Origin of the sequence: Dolichospermum compactum NIES-806 (genome assembly GCF_002368115.1) — a bacterium.
Classification (GTDB): Bacteria; Cyanobacteriota; Cyanobacteriia; order Cyanobacteriales; family Nostocaceae; genus Dolichospermum; species Dolichospermum compactum.
Map to the genome: position 1 here is coordinate 3,364,108 of NZ_AP018316.1, position 16,408 is coordinate 3,380,515.

Genomic DNA, 16,408 nt, shown 5'->3' on the forward strand with positions numbered 1-16,408 from the left:
TGACGGCTAGTTAGTTGCTTAACTAAGCACAATATACAAATATCACTTATTCCAAAATATGTAAATAGATGGAAAGGTAAAAAATGTAAAAAAATGTAAATTATATTATTTATAATTTTGTCAGTAATACTATCAGTATTACTTAGAGAATCTGGATTATATTCTTCTTTTTATTTGATTAATATATGAGATTTATATTTCCATTTCAATATAGACAGATGGCATAAACTTAAGCTGGGCATACATTTTGAGTTTTCTGGTAATAAAATTTAGATAAATGCCGTAGGGCATAGATGCACTGTAGGTATCTCTAAAAAATAAGTAAATAGACTATTTTTAAATGCGTAGGAAATATAAAGTATAAGTATAATCATCCTTCAGTACGCGAGCCTTATTTACAGTGAATTCCCGCAAATTCAAGGGAATTTCTGTTTAAAATTAAGTATTATTACTATTAGCCACTCTTTGTTTAAATAAAGTAGGATGATTTAACTAATTATTTTTTCTAAAAACTATGTCTATACAAGGGACTCCTCCTACTGTGCCACAGACGGCTTTAGCCGCTTTAGTGGATGCGTTTATTAAGCAAGGTCATCCGTCTCAATATGCTCAAGCGATGGCAACTTCAATTATTTTTCAGACGGATTTAGATTTACGGAATGCTCAGTTGGCTAATCTCTTGGGTTGGTTGAAAGAGGAGCATCATGATATCTATCCTTTGGCTCTGTCTGTAGTGGAAAAAACTTGCTCAGACTTTGAGCGTCAAGTTCAAGAAGGTTGAGTTTCTGGTCTTAATTGGCTTAAATGAGCAAAATAGTGAAAAATTAGCCATTTCAGCTAATTTTTCCATTAACTGTCGGTTTAAAAAGTTATAGATATTATTGATGTACCTCATGCACAACTGGAAACAAAATGAGTCGGGTGTATAGTTATTGGCTAACTAAGATTGATAGGATGGGAAAAAGACACAGATTGTTACCATACTTGAAAATTCTGGCGTGCTATGACTATTCTCAACATTATTTCTCCTTTAGGTGCGATCGCACAACAAACACGGCAAGCGGCAAGTAAGCTGGCAGTTCTTTCCACTAAAGATAAAAATCAAGCCATTGAAGCGATCGCTCAAGCTTTAGAATTAGCTAAGGATGATATTTTGCAAGCAAATCTAGCTGATTGTCAAGCAGCGACAGCAGCAGGAATCGCCCAACCCCTTTATAAACGGCTACTTTTGGACGAACATAAATTAAGGGATGCGATCGCTGGTGTGCGAGATGTTGGTAAACTAGAAGATCCTATTGGTAAAGTTCAAATTCATCGAGAAATTGATACAGGTTTAATTCTCAAACGCATTACCTGTTCTTTGGGCGTTTTAGGTATCATTTTTGAAGCCCGTCCCGAAGCCGCAATTCAAATAGTTTCCTTAGCAATTAAATCCGGTAATGGCGTAATTCTCAAAGGTGGAAAAGAAGCATTACGTTCTTGCGAAGCGATAATTAAAGCCATTAAACAAGGATTATTTCACACAACAGTTAATCCCGATGTCGTGCAATTGTTAACGAGTAGAGAAGAAATATTAGAACTTTTGCAATTAGATAAATATGTAGATTTAATTATTCCCAGAGGTTCTAATGCCTTTGTGAAATTTGTCCAAGACAATACCCGCATTCCCGTATTAGGTCACGCTGATGGTATTTGTCATCTTTATGTAGATCAATTCGCCGATATTGCCAAAGCTATTAGTATTACTGTAGATTCTAAAATTCAATATCCCGCTGCTTGTAATGCCATTGAAACTTTGCTAGTTCATAGTAGCATTGCTGCCGAATTTCTGCCCCAAGTTGCCGCAGCTTTACAAGCACAAAATGTAGAATTAAAAGGTGATGAACGTACTTTACAAATTTTACCTAATATTGCCAAAGCCACAGAAATAGACTGGCAAACAGAATATAGCGATTTGATTTTAGCCATTAAAATAGTTGATTCTTTAAATGAAGCCATATCCCACATTGAAAATTATGGTTCTCGCCACACAGAAGCCATTATTACTGAAGATATCACAGCCGTAGAAACATTTCAAGGTTTAGTCAATGCAGCAGGAGTTTATCATAATTGTTCTACCCGGTTTGCTGACGGTTTTCGTTATGGATTTGGTGCAGAAGTGGGAATTAGTACCCAACAAATGCCTCCGCGCGGACCAGTTGGTTTAGAAGGCTTGATAACATATAAATATCAAATGTCTGGTAATGGACATATTGTGAAACCCTACACAGGTGCAAACGCAAAATCATTTAGTCATCGAGACTTATAATATAACAGCAGTAGGGGCGCAGGGCTTGCGCCCATTCTGTGATTATAATTATCCATAAGTCCTCACTTCAAACCAAAGCTTTTAATAAAGCTTGCAATTTAAGTTGCACTTCTGCAAATTCTTTTTCAGGATCTGAACCCGCAACAATACCTGCACCTGCATACAGTCTCGCATAATTGCCATCAATTAAAGCCGAACGAATCCCCACAATAAATTCACAATTTCCTTCTCCGTCTACCCAACCTAAAGGGGCTGCGTATAGACCCCTTTCAAAACTTTCATAACGACGAATTTCTGCACAAGCAATATCTCGCGCTGCCCCCGCTACTGCTGGAGTAGGATGGAGTTTAGCAACTATTTGTAGAGGGTGAATATGATTCGGAACTACTGCGCTAATTGGTGTCCATAAATGCTGAATATTAGATAATTGTCGAAGTCTAGGGGCTAAAACTTGGGGAAATAAACCCAGTTGAGATAAATGTTGAGTAATAAAATCTAACACCAGTTTATGTTCGTGTTTTTCTTTGGTGCTATTAACTAAATTATTAGCATTTGTAGCATCTTCTGTGGGGTTTTTTCCTCTGGGGGCTGAACCTGCCAAAGCATCAGTAATTAACTGCTGTTTGTGAATACTAATTAATCGTTCTGGACTAGCACCAATAAAGTTCTGTCCTTTACCATTACTGGTGGAAAATACATTACAATTAGGATGTGATTGCCGGAGATTATTCAAGGAATTTAATAAATTAAAATCATGATTAGCACTGACATCTAAGGTATCAGCTAAAACGATTTTTCTTAACTGGTTAGCATGGATGATTTCTAAAACCGATGCAACAGAAGTTTTAAATTTATCACCATTATTAGTGATTTTTTTATATAAATTTAAAGGAGATTTATCAATATTTATAGAATGGGTATGCAAGGATCTAATAATTTCTAAATGGCGTTGTAAATTATCCAATATTTTGGGAATATTCATTCTAGAATTAATAATTGTATTCATTATTAATGTGCAGCGATTATTTTTTAAAGCTATTTGCCAACAAGGTAAGAAAACCGTAGCAGAAGGAAATGGATAATCTGCTTTTTTATGCTGATCAAAAAAACTAAAAGTACAAAAAAATCGAGGCAGGGAAAAAGTCTGATTTTTATCAGAGATAGGAATTATGTTTTCCAGACAATTTTTGATAAATTCTTCTGATTTTGTAAACCTATCTTGACCAGAGATTTCTATTTTATCTAAAGTACCAATTGCGGCTATTGCTTCACCATTACTTCTATTTTCAAAATAAAAGTTTATGGTATTTCTATGATTAAATTTATCGAAAACTAGCAAAGGATCAACTAAGCTAATTTCTAGGGGAATACTGACAATTTTACTATTATTATGGCGACGGCAATTTTCCTGAACCTCTAATAGCAATTGATTAAGGTATTTGTAATCTACAAAGGTGTGGCTGCGACATGGTGAAATTGTCATGGATGTAAAGTTAATTTTTATTAAGTTATCTTCCTAAAATGTAATAAATCATGGTGGTATTTTTATAGGTAACATAATTCAGTCACCATTAACCAGCATAAACTTAGCTCGATTATGGGGTTTATCCTGTTTTGGCGGCAAGATAGCAGGTTTTAGGGCAGGATATTCGCCTATAATCATAAAACTAGCATTTTTTGGTAATTTACCAAAGTTAAACAATTTTAGATTGATTGTCCTCATGAGTGATCAACAATCATAAATCTCAAATAGCTAGTCAAGTTTCCTGGAAAATTATAAAATTTAACTGATAACTAAAGTTCTGTTCTGGTAATTTAATTAATCACGACTGATGACTTCAACTCAGATTTCACCACCTCAAGCTAAACTATGGCTGGCGGCTATTAAACCGCCAATGTACAGTGTTGCTATTATGCCGATTTGGGTAGGTTCGGCGGTAGCATTTAGGGAAGTAAAGATTTTTAATATAACAATATTTTCTCTGTTTATTGCCGCAGCAATTTTAATTTTAGCTTGGGAAAATATTAGTAATGATGTATTTGATGCCGAAACAGGAATTGATCAGAATAAACATCATTCATTGGTGAATTTAACTGGTAATAAAACTTTAATGTTTTGGATAGGAAACCTGTGTTTAGGTTTGGGGTTGTTGGGAATAATAGCGATCGCTCTTGTGCAAAAAGACCCCACAGTTATTGCTATAATCCTGTTATGCTGCGGCTTAGGCTATATGTACCAAGGTCCCCCCTTTCGGCTAGGATACCAGGGTTTAGGGGAATTTCTCTGCTTTTTTGCCTTTGGTCCATTGGGTATGGGTGCAGCCTATTACAGTCAAACTCAAACTTGGTCTATCATCAATTTAGCAGCTTCCGTGATTTTGGGCATTGTTACTAGTTTAGTGCTATTTTGCTCCCATTTTCATCAAGTTGCAGATGACATAGCCGCAGGAAAAAAATCTCCAATTGTGCGTTTAGGAACGCAAACAGGCGCAAAGGTATTAGTCGGATTTACGGCGAGTATTTATCCTTTAACTCTGCTATTTGTGATGTTGAATATTTTCCCAATTTGGACATTACTCAGTTTCCTGAGTTTACCTTTCGCAATTCAATTATGTGGTCACGTCTTAGAAAATCACAATCAACCAGACAAAGTAAGTAACTCTAAATTCATTGCTATTAGAGTTCAGTTTGTGAGTTGCTTATTTTTAGGTGTGGGATTTATTCTTGGTTAATAATTTTCACAATTCAGAATATATAGCAAAGTACAGAGAAGGGGAGAAAATTTCTTCTTACTTTTTCTTTACTTCTTCTTTATTCCTCCTGACTCCTTTCTCATGATTTATCAATTTTCCTTTCGTTACTTTAGTCAGAAATTCACCAAACCTATTATTACAAATCATGGAGTTTGGGAAATCCGCGAAAGCATAATTATCCGCTTAATTGATGAAAAAGATCAGATTACTTGGGGAGAAATTTCTCCTATTTCTTGGTTTGGTTCAGAAACCATAGAACAAGCCTTAGATTTTTGTTCTCAACTTCCACAAACAATTACCAAAGAGAGAATATTCGATATTCCCGATAAATTACCAGCCTGTCAATTTGCTTTTGAATCTTCAACCCACGCAGGTGGGTTTCGTCTGTGTAGCCGCGTTCGCGTGCCGGAGGCATCTTTCCAATCGCCTAATCTTACTAATCTCACCTACAGCGGCTTATTACCCGCCGGAAAATCAGCCTTAAATCAATGGAGTAACTTATGGGAACAAGGATATAAAACATTTAAATGGAAAATCGGTGTGAATGAAATAAATCAAGAATTAGAAATATTTGATTTACTCATTTCCAGTTTACCAACATCAGCAAAATTACGTTTAGATGCTAATGGCGGACTTACTTATCAACAAGCTAAATTATGGTTACAAAAATGTGATCAATTCTCAGCCAAAATTGAATTTATCGAACAACCTTTATCTATAGATAAATTTACAGCAATGCAAGAATTAAGTAACTTATATTTAACACCCATAGCCTTAGATGAATCTATCGCCAATCTCTACCAATTAGAATCATGTTTTCAACAAGGTTGGCGGGGAATATTTGTAATTAAACCGGGAATATTCGGTTCACCATCTCGGTTAAGAGAGTTCTGCAAACAACATCAAATTGATACTGTATTTTCATCTGTCTTTGAAACCGAAATTGGGAGACAAGCCTCACTACAATTAGCCGCAGAATTATCCACAAATAACCGTGCTGTTGGCTTTGGAATTAACCACTTTTTTTCACAACAAGAAACAAACTGGCTAGAAAGTATATGGAAAACCTTTTAGATAATATCCACAATCATCATTGGCTAACTTGTGATCATAGCCAAGAATTACCAAAGATAGCAACAGAATTATATTTAAAATTAACCCAGTTATCAAATCCAAAAATCATCATTGCAGAAAAATCACCAGTGAGATTTTTAGGAAGTTTTATTGCTGCTTGTGCGGCTAAATGTCCAGTTTTCTTATGTAACCCTGATTGGAATCAAGAAGAATGGAAACAAGTCTTTAATTTAGTGCAACCAGATATAGTTTTAGGAATAGATTATAACTTTTCCAAATCACCAATCACCAATCACCAATTACCCATTACCAATCCTATCATGATTCCTACGGGTGGTTCATCAGGAAAGATTAAATTTGCTATTCATACATGGCAAACATTAACCGCCTCTGTACAGGGATTTACAGAATATTTTCAAATCAATTCAGTTAATTCATTCTGTGTATTACCATTATATCATGTGAGTGGATTAATGCAATTTATGCGTTCATTCACAACAGGCGGTAAATTAATAATTACCACATCTAAAACATTAGAAAATTCTCAAATACCAAATATTAAACCAGCCGAATTTTTTATATCTTTAGTTCCTACTCAATTACAAAAAATCTACCAAAATCCTGAATTAACTCAATGGTTATCCAAATTTTCTACTGTCCTTTTAGGAGGTGCGCCACCTTGGAATGAACTATTAGAAAAAGCGAGATATCATCAAATTAGATTAGCACCTACCTATGGAATGACAGAAACCGCTTCTCAAATAGCAACACTCAAACCAGAGGAATTTTTACAAGGTAAATTTAATAGTGGAAAAGTTCTGCCCCATGTTAAAATTGTCATTGATAATCCATCGGGAAATCTAAATATTCAAACTCAATCTTTATCATTAGGTTATTATCCCCAAATCTGGGAAAATAGAACTAACTTTATAGTTGATGATCTTGGTTTTTTAGATCATCAAGGCTACTTACATATTATTGGCAGAAACAGCGATAAAATTATTACAGGTGGGGAAAACGTTTACCCAATCGAAATTGAAGCGGCGATTAGAAAAACGAACATGGTAACTGATGTTTGTGTAATTGGTGTATCTGATAAACATTGGGGACAAGCATTAACAGCTATTTATATTCCCAATCATCAAAATATTTCTCATTTGCAAATTCAAACTCAACTGAGAAATCAACTGAGTAAATTCAAAATTCCCAAACATTGGATTTCCCTACCAAACCTACCCCGTAACACCCAAGGTAAAATCAACCGTCAACAACTCGAAAAAATCGCCAAAGATATTCTAAAAAACTAACTAATTACATCACCTCCTCCCTTGATTTTCTTCTTTCTGCACCCTCTGCGTCTCTGTGATTAGTTGTTAACCAATTATTTATGTAATCTGGTAATTCTTGCTTCATTTTACTACTTGCATCAATACAAACGTGCCTAGTAATTGCCTTAGCAACCATGACTTCATCTATGATAATCTCATAGGTAATTTCAAACTTATCTAAACCTATTTTTTCTGCTAATAAACTAATCATTAAATTGTCACCACAATACATAGGACGTAAAAAATCTACATTTGTATGAACAATAGGAAAAACCACAGATGGATTAGTAAAAAATGATTTCAGATTAATACTAGAGGCTGCTAATGAAACCTCATAAGCTTCATGACAAATTCTCAAGATATTAGCGAAATAAACGACTCCAGCCGCATCAGTATCTTGAAATCTTACGGTGTAGTAATATGTAAAAGCCATTGCAAAAATGTCCTGAATTAAAATCTGTTATTACATATTATTTTACTTCATATTAAGTATGTGGGTGCAGGAAACTCAAAGTATGTTTAGCAATGATTGTGATGTGATGACTGCTAATTTCTGTATTTAATAACGACCTTTATCGCGTTCTAAATCAAAAATGGCTTTTTCGATGTACCATCTGTCACTTTTCCCAGGATGTTTAATTTTTAGATTGTTGATTAATCTTTTGGCTGTGGGAATATCTCCCTGAACTTTTAATAACAGTTTATTCCATTGACGACCGGAAAAGCTAGAACTATTTGAGGACTGGCGCTTAATTTGTGAAAGCCTCTTATTCTTTTTATCTCTGGACTTTTTGGACTCCTGCATCTCTCCCCATTTCGGTTGGTAAATTGATCTTGTTTTCCTGTAAGCCTCGATTACCCTATCTAGGAGTGAGAAAATTACTCGCAATACCAGGAGTAGAAAAATTATCTGAGTGAGGATTAAAATTAAGATGCTCATGATGAATTAAGTTATGATAGATTTGGTTCATCATGTAACACCAAAGACAGTTAATTCAGTGATGCAGATCATACTGTACTGTGTCAGTGCTAAAAGTGCATATTTGGAGAAATTTCCCAAAAAAGCGATCGCCTAAATTACGAACTTATTTATTTTCTCCTCAAATTAACGGCTGATAAATATCCTCAGAAGCCGGATTCAGATAGGGATGCTGCACATCAATTAAATTTCTGGCAAAGTGTTGGTTAATTAATTCTATTCTTTCTTCTAGAGCATTTTTACCCTTTTGCCAAGATTCTAACAGCGCATTGGCAACAATTTGACAACGGTTCATCCCAAAACTTTCTTGAGGCGCAAATTTTTGATTTGGTTCTTCTGCTAACCCTAATCCCGGTGCTAAAAATTTTGTAAATAAGGGAATTTCGGGCTGAAAGTAAGCTTGATGTTCTTGATAAATATCTTGAAGAATATTCCGAATTGTGGGGTAATCTTGGCGTTCAAAATGCAGTACACCAGCATCATAACGCTGATATGCAGCGGGATTATAAAGAACTTGAAAACTAAAGGCAATTGCCGCATTATTCAAAGCTTGGGTTAAACTATCCATGAGGACAATTGCCCCGGCTGATGTCACATTAAAATAAATTCGCCCTCTTCCTAAATCGGTATTTTGTGGAGATTGATTTTCTATGGCTGTATTACTTACTGCTACATAACAGCCATTTTGCACGCGATTTTTAGGCATCCATATTGCTATTAATTCCCCCACTTTAGGTGACTTTTTCCGGGGTTGCAGATGACATTCTGGCTCAATATATAAGGTTAATCCATCCTTATTTACAGCCATACTCCCATCAGGTTCAATTCTCAAAATCTGCCAATCGGGTTCATAATGACCTGTACCATGATTGCTATGATGTAGTTGTTCATAGAATTCTTCATCTACACCCAAACTATTATTTTCTAGGAAAGTTATCTGAGACTGACAATTATTATTTGTGGCTAAGGCTGTTTGTAGTGAACCGTTGTAATAAATACCATAGAGGAAATTTCTTAACAGTATATTCAAATATTTCTGTTTTAAGGAAGGTGAGTTTTGTTGAAACCTATTTGCTATATTTGTGGGTAGGGCAAAAGGTTGATAATTGGGATGGTAAATACAAAAATTAGGTTCGATCTGGATATTACTGGCAATATCGAATAATGAATTGAGAATTTGATTGGTAGAGTCATCAAACATTAATTTGTTTTGCACCTCAAATTTTAGGAAAATATATATTTCAAGAATTATTGAACGCAGATAAACGCGGATAATAAGCGATGAATTCATGGATTTTATGATTCTGTTTAGCCTTACTAATAAACGCGGAGGCGAGTTTTTTCGTAATAAATACGGACTAATTGTTGTTCTTTTTGGGGTTGGGGAAGTTTCTGAAGTGTGGGGACAGATTGGAGGATTTCGGCGGCGGAAATGCCAAAAATTGTTAATACTGATTGGTCTGGCATTGTTAAGAGGCTTTTAGCAACTTCGAGCATACATAAGTTACTGTTGTCAAAGGATTTTTGGGATTCAATTCTGTGTTGAATTTGTTGAATTAATGCTAAACCGGCAAACTTAATTACCCGCAAAATGAAGTCTTGATGATATTCTAAAATCATGGGGAAGGCATCAAGATAAGCCTGAATTAAAGCTAAGATTGAAGGCTGTATTGCTTCTAGAGGAATCATGGCTAAATTTAAAGATTCTTCTAGCTCTAAAGTCGAATCTACTATTAGGCTGGACAGCCACACGCCTAAATAACTGGCTAATAAAGTTCCTAAGTCAAAAGCTGGATCTCCCCAACCGCAAGCTTCCCAGTCAATTAATTTTGTCAAGCAGTTATCTAGCTGTTCCCATCGAGAATGAACTAGAATATTGCTTAATTGTAAATCGTTGTGAGTTAAACAAGATGGTTTCCAATCATAAGCTAAGTCAGCGATCGCCGATTCTAAACTTTCGTAACGCTGATACAGAAGATGAAATTGTAGCGCTTCAGTAGGAATTGTCCCAAATGTGTCTGGATTTACTGAGGGTATACCTTGGGCAGGATTGTAAAAATTATAGCGAAACTGTCCTGCGGGGGCAGTAGACATAAAATCACGATACTCACGTTTATTAAACGTGGCTCGGTGTAATCCTGCTAACGTAGTACCAATCGCGCTGGCGATCGCTGTGGGGAATATACTACTCTGTTGATAAAATTTTCCTAACTCCACATATTCGCTGAAGTAGCTCCGCACCAGAATAGAATTCTCTTCATCAAAGTGTAACAATGATGATACGATCGCCCCAATATTACCAATTACTGGAAAATTCTGCAATAGTTGGTGAAACAGCCATTCATTAAAGAGTTCATGGCAATTTTGCTCATTATTAATGTTACGTTCTTGTTTAATTAGCAGTTGGCGATTATCTGCCAGGATTACCAGTAAATTCCCATTTTTATTGCTATTTTCTGGCAATACAGATTTATATGCAGCGCCATCTTCCGCGCTACACAGCCCTGCTTTGTGCAGATACTGGATAACATTTTGAGAAGACAGTGATAATAACATGAATTATTTCCTAGTTATTTAAATGGCTAAAGAATTACCGCAGTCAATATTGAGGTGGCTGTAGCAGTTCTTAAGTTAATGGTAAAAAATTTACGAAACATTGCTACTATCTACTAATATCTCATTTGTGTCAGAAAGACCTGCCAAAATGGCAATATTAGCTATTTTTTTACTTTCAAGTCCACGGAAGAAACTATAAAATCTTTATAATATCTGTAGTAGAGCTTTGCACATTGAATCAAACATTACTGTTGCCAAAATAATTGCTAGGACATATCCAGTGAAAACAACGGTTACTTACAGTTACCAGTGATCCATATTTCCTGTATATATGTTAGCAATTTATCCTGATTGTCATCAGTATTAGTTTACTTTTGTCCCCAATGCCCTTTAGTATAATATATAAATAGCTACACTTGTATTCCTGTAGGTACAAGAGTCAGTCGGAGTTCGGAGTTCGGAGGAAGAATTGGAGGGAGGCAAAAATAATATTAAATTAGACATAAGTAATGGGACAGAATTAATTAAGTAGGTGAACAGAAAAATTTAAAGGTATGTGAAGAAAAGTAAAATCACTCAAAACTCTCTTCCTGTTCCCAGTTAAGAGTTCCCTGTTCCCTTGCCCCAACGACAATTTTTAACGCCCACCTACTTACACAATTTATTTTTCTGTTCCCTGTTCCCTATTCCACCTGAGTTCGACATAAAATAATTTGTGGAAAACTCGCCCCAAGTATAAGTCTCAAACTCTTATTCTCTCGCTCTTAAAAATCATAACTCCGTTCGCGTAGCGTCTCCGAAGTAGGAACTCCGAACTCCGAACTCCTAACACCGAACTCAGGTCTGTTCCCTTTTAACCAGTTGATTGATGGATCATCTACCAATGCTGACGGCAAATACGACATCTTATACAGCGGTTCAACTTCTACAACGCCAAGCAGCCTCTCTTTTACTGTACCAATCTGTCCTAGAGGGCGACGTAGGCAGAGCGTTTCTGAATTTATTACAAACTATCCGTTATACTGATGCAGATGGGCGAGATTGCCTCCAGGCTTATGGTAGTTATTTCCAAGCTTTAGCCAACAGTCAGCAAACCTGGGAAGAATATCTAATTGGGCAAATTCTCACTGCGGATAATCCTTTTAGCAAATTGGCACAACGGCAGGAGTTGAGGCAATTACCCTCAGCTTTAGTAGTGGCTGTGCAACATGATTTGCAAATATTACAAAGTTTATATGAATGTAATAGTGCGGTTTTGAGCGAGTGGGTACAAATGGCGGCGCATTTACCTATTTCTCCTGTGGTTTGGTATCGGGAACCGGAAACCCTAGGAGGAGAAACGGGTTTAATGGCATCTATTTCCCTGTTGGCAAATTGGGGTGATGCGGTGACAGATTTAGCCGCTTATTATCAGCAATATGGAACTGGTTTATTTGCCCAATATAGGGCTTTCCGTTGGCAAAGTGGGCAGTTAGTTGGTATTACTTGTCCTGATGGGGTAAAATTGTCTACATTGGTGGGTTACGAGTGGCAAAAAGATGCTTTAGTGAAAAACACAGAGTTTTTATTGTCAGGCGAAACTGCATTGCACGTATTACTGTATGGTAGTCGTGGTTCAGGTAAGTCTTCTTTGGTTAAATCTTTATTAAATGAATATAGTCATAGAAATTTGCGCTTAATAGAAGTGTCTAAGTCAGAATTGCCAGATTTACCGAAAATTGTCGAATTATTGCGAGGTGTTCCCCAGAAATTTATTATTTTTGTAGATGATCTTTCCTTTGAAGAAGATGATGATAGTTTCAAAGCCATGAAAGTAGTTTTAGAGGGGAATGTAACTGCTAGACCGGAAAATGTAGTTGTATATGCTACGTCTAACCGTCGCCATTTAATCCGGGAATATTTTACTGATAGACCAGCCCCCAAGGATAACAATGAAGTTCATGGTTGGGATACAATGCAAGAAAAGTTGTCTTTTAGCGATCGCTTTGGTCTAACATTAACTTTTGCAGCCGCAGATCAAAAAACCTATTTACAAATAGTCCAGCACCTAGCAGCAAATATCAATATTTCTCCCGAAGATTTAGAATACAAAGCTTTACAATGGGCAACCCGTCATAATGGCCGTTCTGGCAGAACCGCAAGGCAGTTTATTGACTTTTTAAAGGCAGATTTAGCTGTATTTGGTGAAAATGTGAGGAATAATGACGTTAATTACCAATAATTCTAACAACTTGGCTACCATAAAACCTAGTAAGATGCAACCAACAATAGTTAGTCATCGAGTCGTACTAGGAATAACCGCATTTAGTATCAGTTTTGGGTTAAGTCTTGTTCCTAGTTGGGATATTTCTAGAGCCTTTTTTACGGGAATAATTACAGTATTAGCCACTTATGCAGCCGCATTTCTTGTTGATAAACGGCGGAGAAATGATGAGTTGAAGATGATTGGTTCTCTCCAAAGACGGATTCGAGATATAGAAGGGTTAAAATCGCGTATTCTCAAAGAAATACACCAATTAGAAGAATATAGAAATTTATTGTATGCAGAAACTCAGCATTTAGAAAACCAAATTGGAGATTGTCGTAGTCAAAGAGATAGTTTACATCGAGATATCGGGACATTTGCGGCTCAAAAAAAGCAAATTGAAGCCGAAATTTATAATCTTAAAAATGAATTTGCACATTTAGAGAATAGTAATATAGAGCTAAATAATAGTTGCAATGATTTGATTGCAGAAAAGCGAAGATTAGAACTAAATTGTTACGCCTCCCGTGCTGAAATTAACCAAATTCAACCTCAAATTGATACAATCAAACAGCAGAAAAAAGAATTAGAAAATGATGTAATTTTGTTAGAAAGACTTAAACCACAACTAGAAGAAAAGCTTTATGAACTACGAATAGAAATTCAAAATAAAGAACTGGAAATTACTAAACAAAATAATCTACTAGTAGAAATAGGTATAACTAGAAATAATCTGGAAAATACGCTCAAATCATTACAGAATAAGACATTAGAGCAAAAAATGGAAGTTAATCAACTACAAAATCAAATTTCTGTCTTACAAGATGAACGGGATTTATTACAAAATCAAGTTTGGGAATTACTTCAACAAGTGGAAACAACCAATCCCTCAACATTGCCCGATAATGAAGAAAATAATTTAGATTTATTTCCTTTTGATGAATTATTAGAACCATTAGATCCAATAAAGGGGAAACATGATCACACCGAAAATTTACCAGCGAAATGGAATAATTTTTTCAACCATCTCCCCGGTTATGAAATTCAGGTTTTGAAAGCCATACTGGAACAAGACAACGCCAAAGCTACTATTAAAGAAATTGCTGAAGCTAATATTACTATGCCCAATCTTTTGATTGATGCTATTAATGAAATAGCTAGTAATACGATTGGTGAATTAATTATTGAAACCAATACTGAAGTTCCTGAAATTGTTGAAGAACATTTATTAAATGTGAAAACAATGATTACTAAATATTCAGAAATCAGTTACAGCAGAATTCAGGAGTAAACCTGGCTTTGTGTATAGGTTTCAAGTGAGATTTTGTGACTAAAAATGATTTAAGGCAGAGCCTTTGAGAATTCATTCCCATACAGAGTATGGGAACGAGAAAGATGAGAAAATGAGAACCGGACAAGGTAGAAATTCAGATTTCTGGGCGCAGGGACTGCGCCCCTACCTTTTGCTATTATGCTGCTTAGACATCAATTAAAATGTTGCCTGCTTCCACTTTAATAGGATAGGTTGGTAAGGTTTTTTGCGAGGAAACCATTGACAGTAATTTACCAACTACGGGTGGGAAGGGACACCAAGTTTTTACTTCTCCATTACCCAAGTCAAATGCACTGCGGTGGAAGGGACAAACTATCGCCCCATCTTCAATTTTTCCTTTTTTCAAAGACATTTTCAAGTGAGGGCAGGTATCATCTACAGCATAAATCTGATTTTCGTGGTTTAAGAGTAATATCTTACGATCGCCCACTTTGACTACTTCCCGCGCACCAGCAGCCAGTGCATTAGCAGCTAAAACTTGAGTCCAAGCCATGAGATTCTCCTTATTTTCAATAAAGCTGTTCTTAGTTTCTCGCAATTTAGCCCTATGCGATCGCTAATCATAAGTTACCAGTTTGCAGATGTCCCACCATTGACCGCTGTTATCTAGAAGAAAATCAGGCGTTGCTGATTAAGGGTATGAATTTTAGTCTCACGCAAAGGCGCAAAGACGCACTGAGGTTTGAGTTTTAAAGATTCAATTTGGGAATTTCATACCTCAATATGGCTTCGCCACGCAGGCTATCAGCAACGCCGAAAATCACAGTCTGATATTATCTTTTTGTATTATTCATCCAAAATTGATTATGGAAGCAAGCTTATTGACTAAAGTTATGTTACCAATAGCTTTGGCGATTATTATGCTGGGAATGGGTTTATCTCTTGCACCCGAAGATTTCCAACGGGTAAGGAAATATCCGAAAGCCGTCTCAATTGGCTTAATCAGTCAGTTAATTTTTTTACCTATTATTGGTTTTGTCATTACTAAAGTTGTCCCCATGCAACCGACAATGGCAATGGGGTTAATGATAGTGGCACTTTGCCCAGGTGGAGCATCCTCGAATATATTTACATTCCTCGCTCAAGGTGATACTGCACTTTCAGTCACACTGACTGCTTTTAGTAGTGTAATTACAGTATTTACAATTCCCCTGTTGGGAAACCTTGCATACCAGCACTACATTGGCGAAACTGCGGCGATTACCCTACCGATTGGGGCAACAATAGGACAAATTTTTCTGATGACGCTTTTGCCTATCGGATTGGGAATGGGAATGGGGCAGCTATTTCCCGAAGTTTCCCGTCGTTTAGAAAAACTGACTAACCGCCTCGCAGTTGGGTTGCTGGCACTAATTATACTCATGCTCATCATTCGTGAGTGGAACAGTATCCCCGAATTTATTCTCCAAGTTGGAGTTGCGGTTGTGCTGTTAAATGTAATCTCAATCTTGGCGGGATTTTATATTAGCAAGGTGTTTAAACTCAATCCTCCTCAACAAATCTGCATTGCCATCGAGGTTGGTATTCAGAATGGCACATTAGCGATCGCAATTACGGCTGGACTACTCAACAATCCTGATATGGCAGTACCGGCTGCAGTTTACAGTTTGTTTATGTATGTAACCGGCTTTATTGCTATTAGTTACGGTAAAAAATTGGCTACAACCAACTCTGTTTAAGTAGACTACCGGACACACACATCCTTACCCAAAGCGAGTTTTCTACAAGGAGAAAGAATCTATTGAAAATCCAGTTCCCCTCTCGAAGAGCGGGGAGGGGCTAGGGGTGGGGTTTTATCATCACCAAAATTGTAAGCATTCAGCTATCAGTGG

Annotated in this window: 15 protein-coding genes; 9 read left to right on the forward strand and 6 right to left on the reverse strand. The window is 36.3% G+C overall.

Annotation, left to right across the window (positions count from 1 at the left end; all coding sequences use genetic code 11):
* Positions 1-514 precede the first annotated feature (514 nt).
* Together CA730_RS15795 and CA730_RS15800 are read left to right on the forward strand one after the other, a co-directional pair.
* A complete protein-coding gene (locus CA730_RS15795; RefSeq protein WP_096668703.1) occupies positions 515-781 on the forward strand; it encodes a hypothetical protein in 267 nt (88 codons plus the stop codon).
* Positions 782-1,003: 222 nt separating this feature from the next.
* Positions 1,004-2,308, forward strand: a complete 1,305-nt coding sequence (locus CA730_RS15800) for a glutamate-5-semialdehyde dehydrogenase (protein WP_096668705.1) — start codon at positions 1,004-1,006, stop codon at positions 2,306-2,308.
* 67 nt (positions 2,309-2,375) lie between these two features.
* Here the strand turns inward: CA730_RS15800 and CA730_RS15805 are convergent, their stop codons facing one another.
* Positions 2,376-3,791: an isochorismate synthase gene (locus CA730_RS15805; RefSeq protein WP_096668707.1), complete on the reverse strand. Its 1,416-nt coding sequence runs from the start codon at positions 3,789-3,791 to the stop codon at positions 2,376-2,378.
* A 349-nt stretch (positions 3,792-4,140) separates the two neighbouring features.
* Between CA730_RS15805 and menA the strand changes: the two genes are divergently transcribed.
* The 3 genes from menA (at position 4,141) to CA730_RS15820 (ending at position 7,442) form a co-directional block, all read left to right on the forward strand.
* Positions 4,141-5,040, forward strand: coding sequence for a 2-carboxy-1,4-naphthoquinone phytyltransferase (gene menA, locus CA730_RS15810; RefSeq protein WP_096668708.1), 900 nt, complete (start codon positions 4,141-4,143; stop codon positions 5,038-5,040).
* A gap of 102 nt (positions 5,041-5,142) precedes the next feature.
* Positions 5,143-6,135, forward strand: a complete 993-nt coding sequence (locus CA730_RS15815; RefSeq protein WP_096668710.1) for an o-succinylbenzoate synthase — start codon at positions 5,143-5,145, stop codon at positions 6,133-6,135.
* Positions 6,120-7,442, forward strand: coding sequence for a 2-succinylbenzoate--CoA ligase (locus CA730_RS15820; protein ID WP_096668712.1), 1,323 nt, complete (start codon positions 6,120-6,122; stop codon positions 7,440-7,442). The genes CA730_RS15815 and CA730_RS15820 overlap by 16 nt, the downstream gene beginning before the upstream one ends.
* A 4-nt stretch (positions 7,443-7,446) precedes the next feature.
* Here CA730_RS15820 and CA730_RS15825 read toward each other — a convergent pair whose 3' ends face one another.
* Entirely contained in the window at positions 7,447-7,896 is a 450-nt protein-coding gene (locus CA730_RS15825; RefSeq protein WP_096668714.1) for an acyl-CoA thioesterase, read from the reverse strand.
* Positions 7,897-8,022: 126 nt separating this feature from the next.
* A complete protein-coding gene (locus CA730_RS24965) occupies positions 8,023-8,403 on the reverse strand; it encodes a hypothetical protein (RefSeq protein WP_096668716.1) in 381 nt (126 codons plus the stop codon).
* A 13-nt stretch (positions 8,404-8,416) separates the two neighbouring features.
* Between CA730_RS24965 and CA730_RS26095 the strand changes: the two genes are divergently transcribed.
* The gene (locus CA730_RS26095) at positions 8,417-8,539 is read left to right on the forward strand and encodes a hypothetical protein (RefSeq protein ID WP_269076473.1); all 123 of its coding nucleotides are present in this window, start codon (positions 8,417-8,419) and stop codon (positions 8,537-8,539) included.
* A 24-nt stretch (positions 8,540-8,563) separates the two neighbouring features.
* Here CA730_RS26095 and CA730_RS15835 read toward each other — a convergent pair whose 3' ends face one another.
* Together CA730_RS15835 and CA730_RS15840 are read right to left on the reverse strand one after the other, a co-directional pair.
* Positions 8,564-9,643 carry a T3SS effector HopA1 family protein gene (locus CA730_RS15835; RefSeq protein WP_096668718.1) on the reverse strand — a complete coding sequence of 360 codons (1,080 nt, stop codon included), beginning with the start codon at positions 9,641-9,643 and terminating at the stop codon, positions 8,564-8,566.
* A 116-nt stretch (positions 9,644-9,759) separates the two neighbouring features.
* On the reverse strand, positions 9,760-10,998 hold the full coding sequence (locus tag CA730_RS15840) for an aminoglycoside phosphotransferase family protein (RefSeq protein WP_096668720.1): 1,239 nt from the start codon (positions 10,996-10,998) through the stop codon (positions 9,760-9,762).
* Between the two features lie 868 nt (positions 10,999-11,866).
* Here CA730_RS15840 and CA730_RS15845 point away from each other — a divergent pair.
* Both CA730_RS15845 and CA730_RS15850 read left to right on the forward strand, forming a co-directional pair.
* On the forward strand, positions 11,867-13,219 hold the full coding sequence (locus CA730_RS15845) for an ATP-binding protein (protein WP_096668722.1): 1,353 nt from the start codon (positions 11,867-11,869) through the stop codon (positions 13,217-13,219).
* The gene (locus CA730_RS15850) at positions 13,200-14,534 is read left to right on the forward strand and encodes a tellurite resistance TerB C-terminal domain-containing protein (RefSeq protein WP_096668724.1); all 1,335 of its coding nucleotides are present in this window, start codon (positions 13,200-13,202) and stop codon (positions 14,532-14,534) included. The genes CA730_RS15845 and CA730_RS15850 overlap by 20 nt, the downstream gene beginning before the upstream one ends.
* 187 nt (positions 14,535-14,721) lie before the next feature.
* Here CA730_RS15850 and CA730_RS15855 read toward each other — a convergent pair whose 3' ends face one another.
* Positions 14,722-15,069 (reverse strand): Rieske (2Fe-2S) protein, encoded by a 348-nt coding sequence (locus CA730_RS15855; protein WP_096668726.1) that lies wholly within the window; start codon positions 15,067-15,069, stop codon positions 14,722-14,724.
* A 295-nt stretch (positions 15,070-15,364) separates the two neighbouring features.
* Between CA730_RS15855 and CA730_RS15860 the strand changes: the two genes are divergently transcribed.
* Complete coding sequence (locus CA730_RS15860; protein WP_269076525.1) at positions 15,365-16,255, forward strand: bile acid:sodium symporter family protein; 891 nt, start codon at positions 15,365-15,367, stop codon at positions 16,253-16,255.
* The last annotated feature ends 153 nt before the right edge of the window (positions 16,256-16,408 follow it).

Excerpts from the sequence above, each read along its gene's own strand:
- CA730_RS15840 (WP_096668720.1), bottom strand. The coding sequence starts at position 10,998 with ATGTTATTATCACTGTCTTCTCAAAATGTTATCCAGTATCTGCACAAA.
- CA730_RS15805 (WP_096668707.1), bottom strand. The coding sequence starts at position 3,791 with ATGACAATTTCACCATGTCGCAGCCACACCTTTGTAGATTACAAATAC.
- CA730_RS15820 (WP_096668712.1), top strand. The coding sequence starts at position 6,120 with ATGGAAAACCTTTTAGATAATATCCACAATCATCATTGGCTAACTTGT.
- CA730_RS15800 (WP_096668705.1), top strand. The coding sequence starts at position 1,004 with ATGACTATTCTCAACATTATTTCTCCTTTAGGTGCGATCGCACAACAA.
- CA730_RS15850 (WP_096668724.1), top strand. The coding sequence starts at position 13,200 with ATGACGTTAATTACCAATAATTCTAACAACTTGGCTACCATAAAACCT.
- CA730_RS24965 (WP_096668716.1), bottom strand. The coding sequence starts at position 8,403 with ATGAGCATCTTAATTTTAATCCTCACTCAGATAATTTTTCTACTCCTG.
- CA730_RS15815 (WP_096668710.1), top strand. The coding sequence starts at position 5,143 with ATGATTTATCAATTTTCCTTTCGTTACTTTAGTCAGAAATTCACCAAA.
- CA730_RS15825 (WP_096668714.1), bottom strand. The coding sequence starts at position 7,896 with ATGGCTTTTACATATTACTACACCGTAAGATTTCAAGATACTGATGCG.
- CA730_RS15855 (WP_096668726.1), bottom strand. The coding sequence starts at position 15,069 with ATGGCTTGGACTCAAGTTTTAGCTGCTAATGCACTGGCTGCTGGTGCG.
- CA730_RS15845 (WP_096668722.1), top strand. The coding sequence starts at position 11,867 with ATGGATCATCTACCAATGCTGACGGCAAATACGACATCTTATACAGCG.
- CA730_RS15835 (WP_096668718.1), bottom strand. The coding sequence starts at position 9,643 with ATGTTTGATGACTCTACCAATCAAATTCTCAATTCATTATTCGATATT.
- CA730_RS15795 (WP_096668703.1), top strand. The coding sequence starts at position 515 with ATGTCTATACAAGGGACTCCTCCTACTGTGCCACAGACGGCTTTAGCC.
- menA (WP_096668708.1), top strand. The coding sequence starts at position 4,141 with ATGACTTCAACTCAGATTTCACCACCTCAAGCTAAACTATGGCTGGCG.
- CA730_RS26095 (WP_269076473.1), top strand. The coding sequence starts at position 8,417 with ATGATAGATTTGGTTCATCATGTAACACCAAAGACAGTTAATTCAGTG.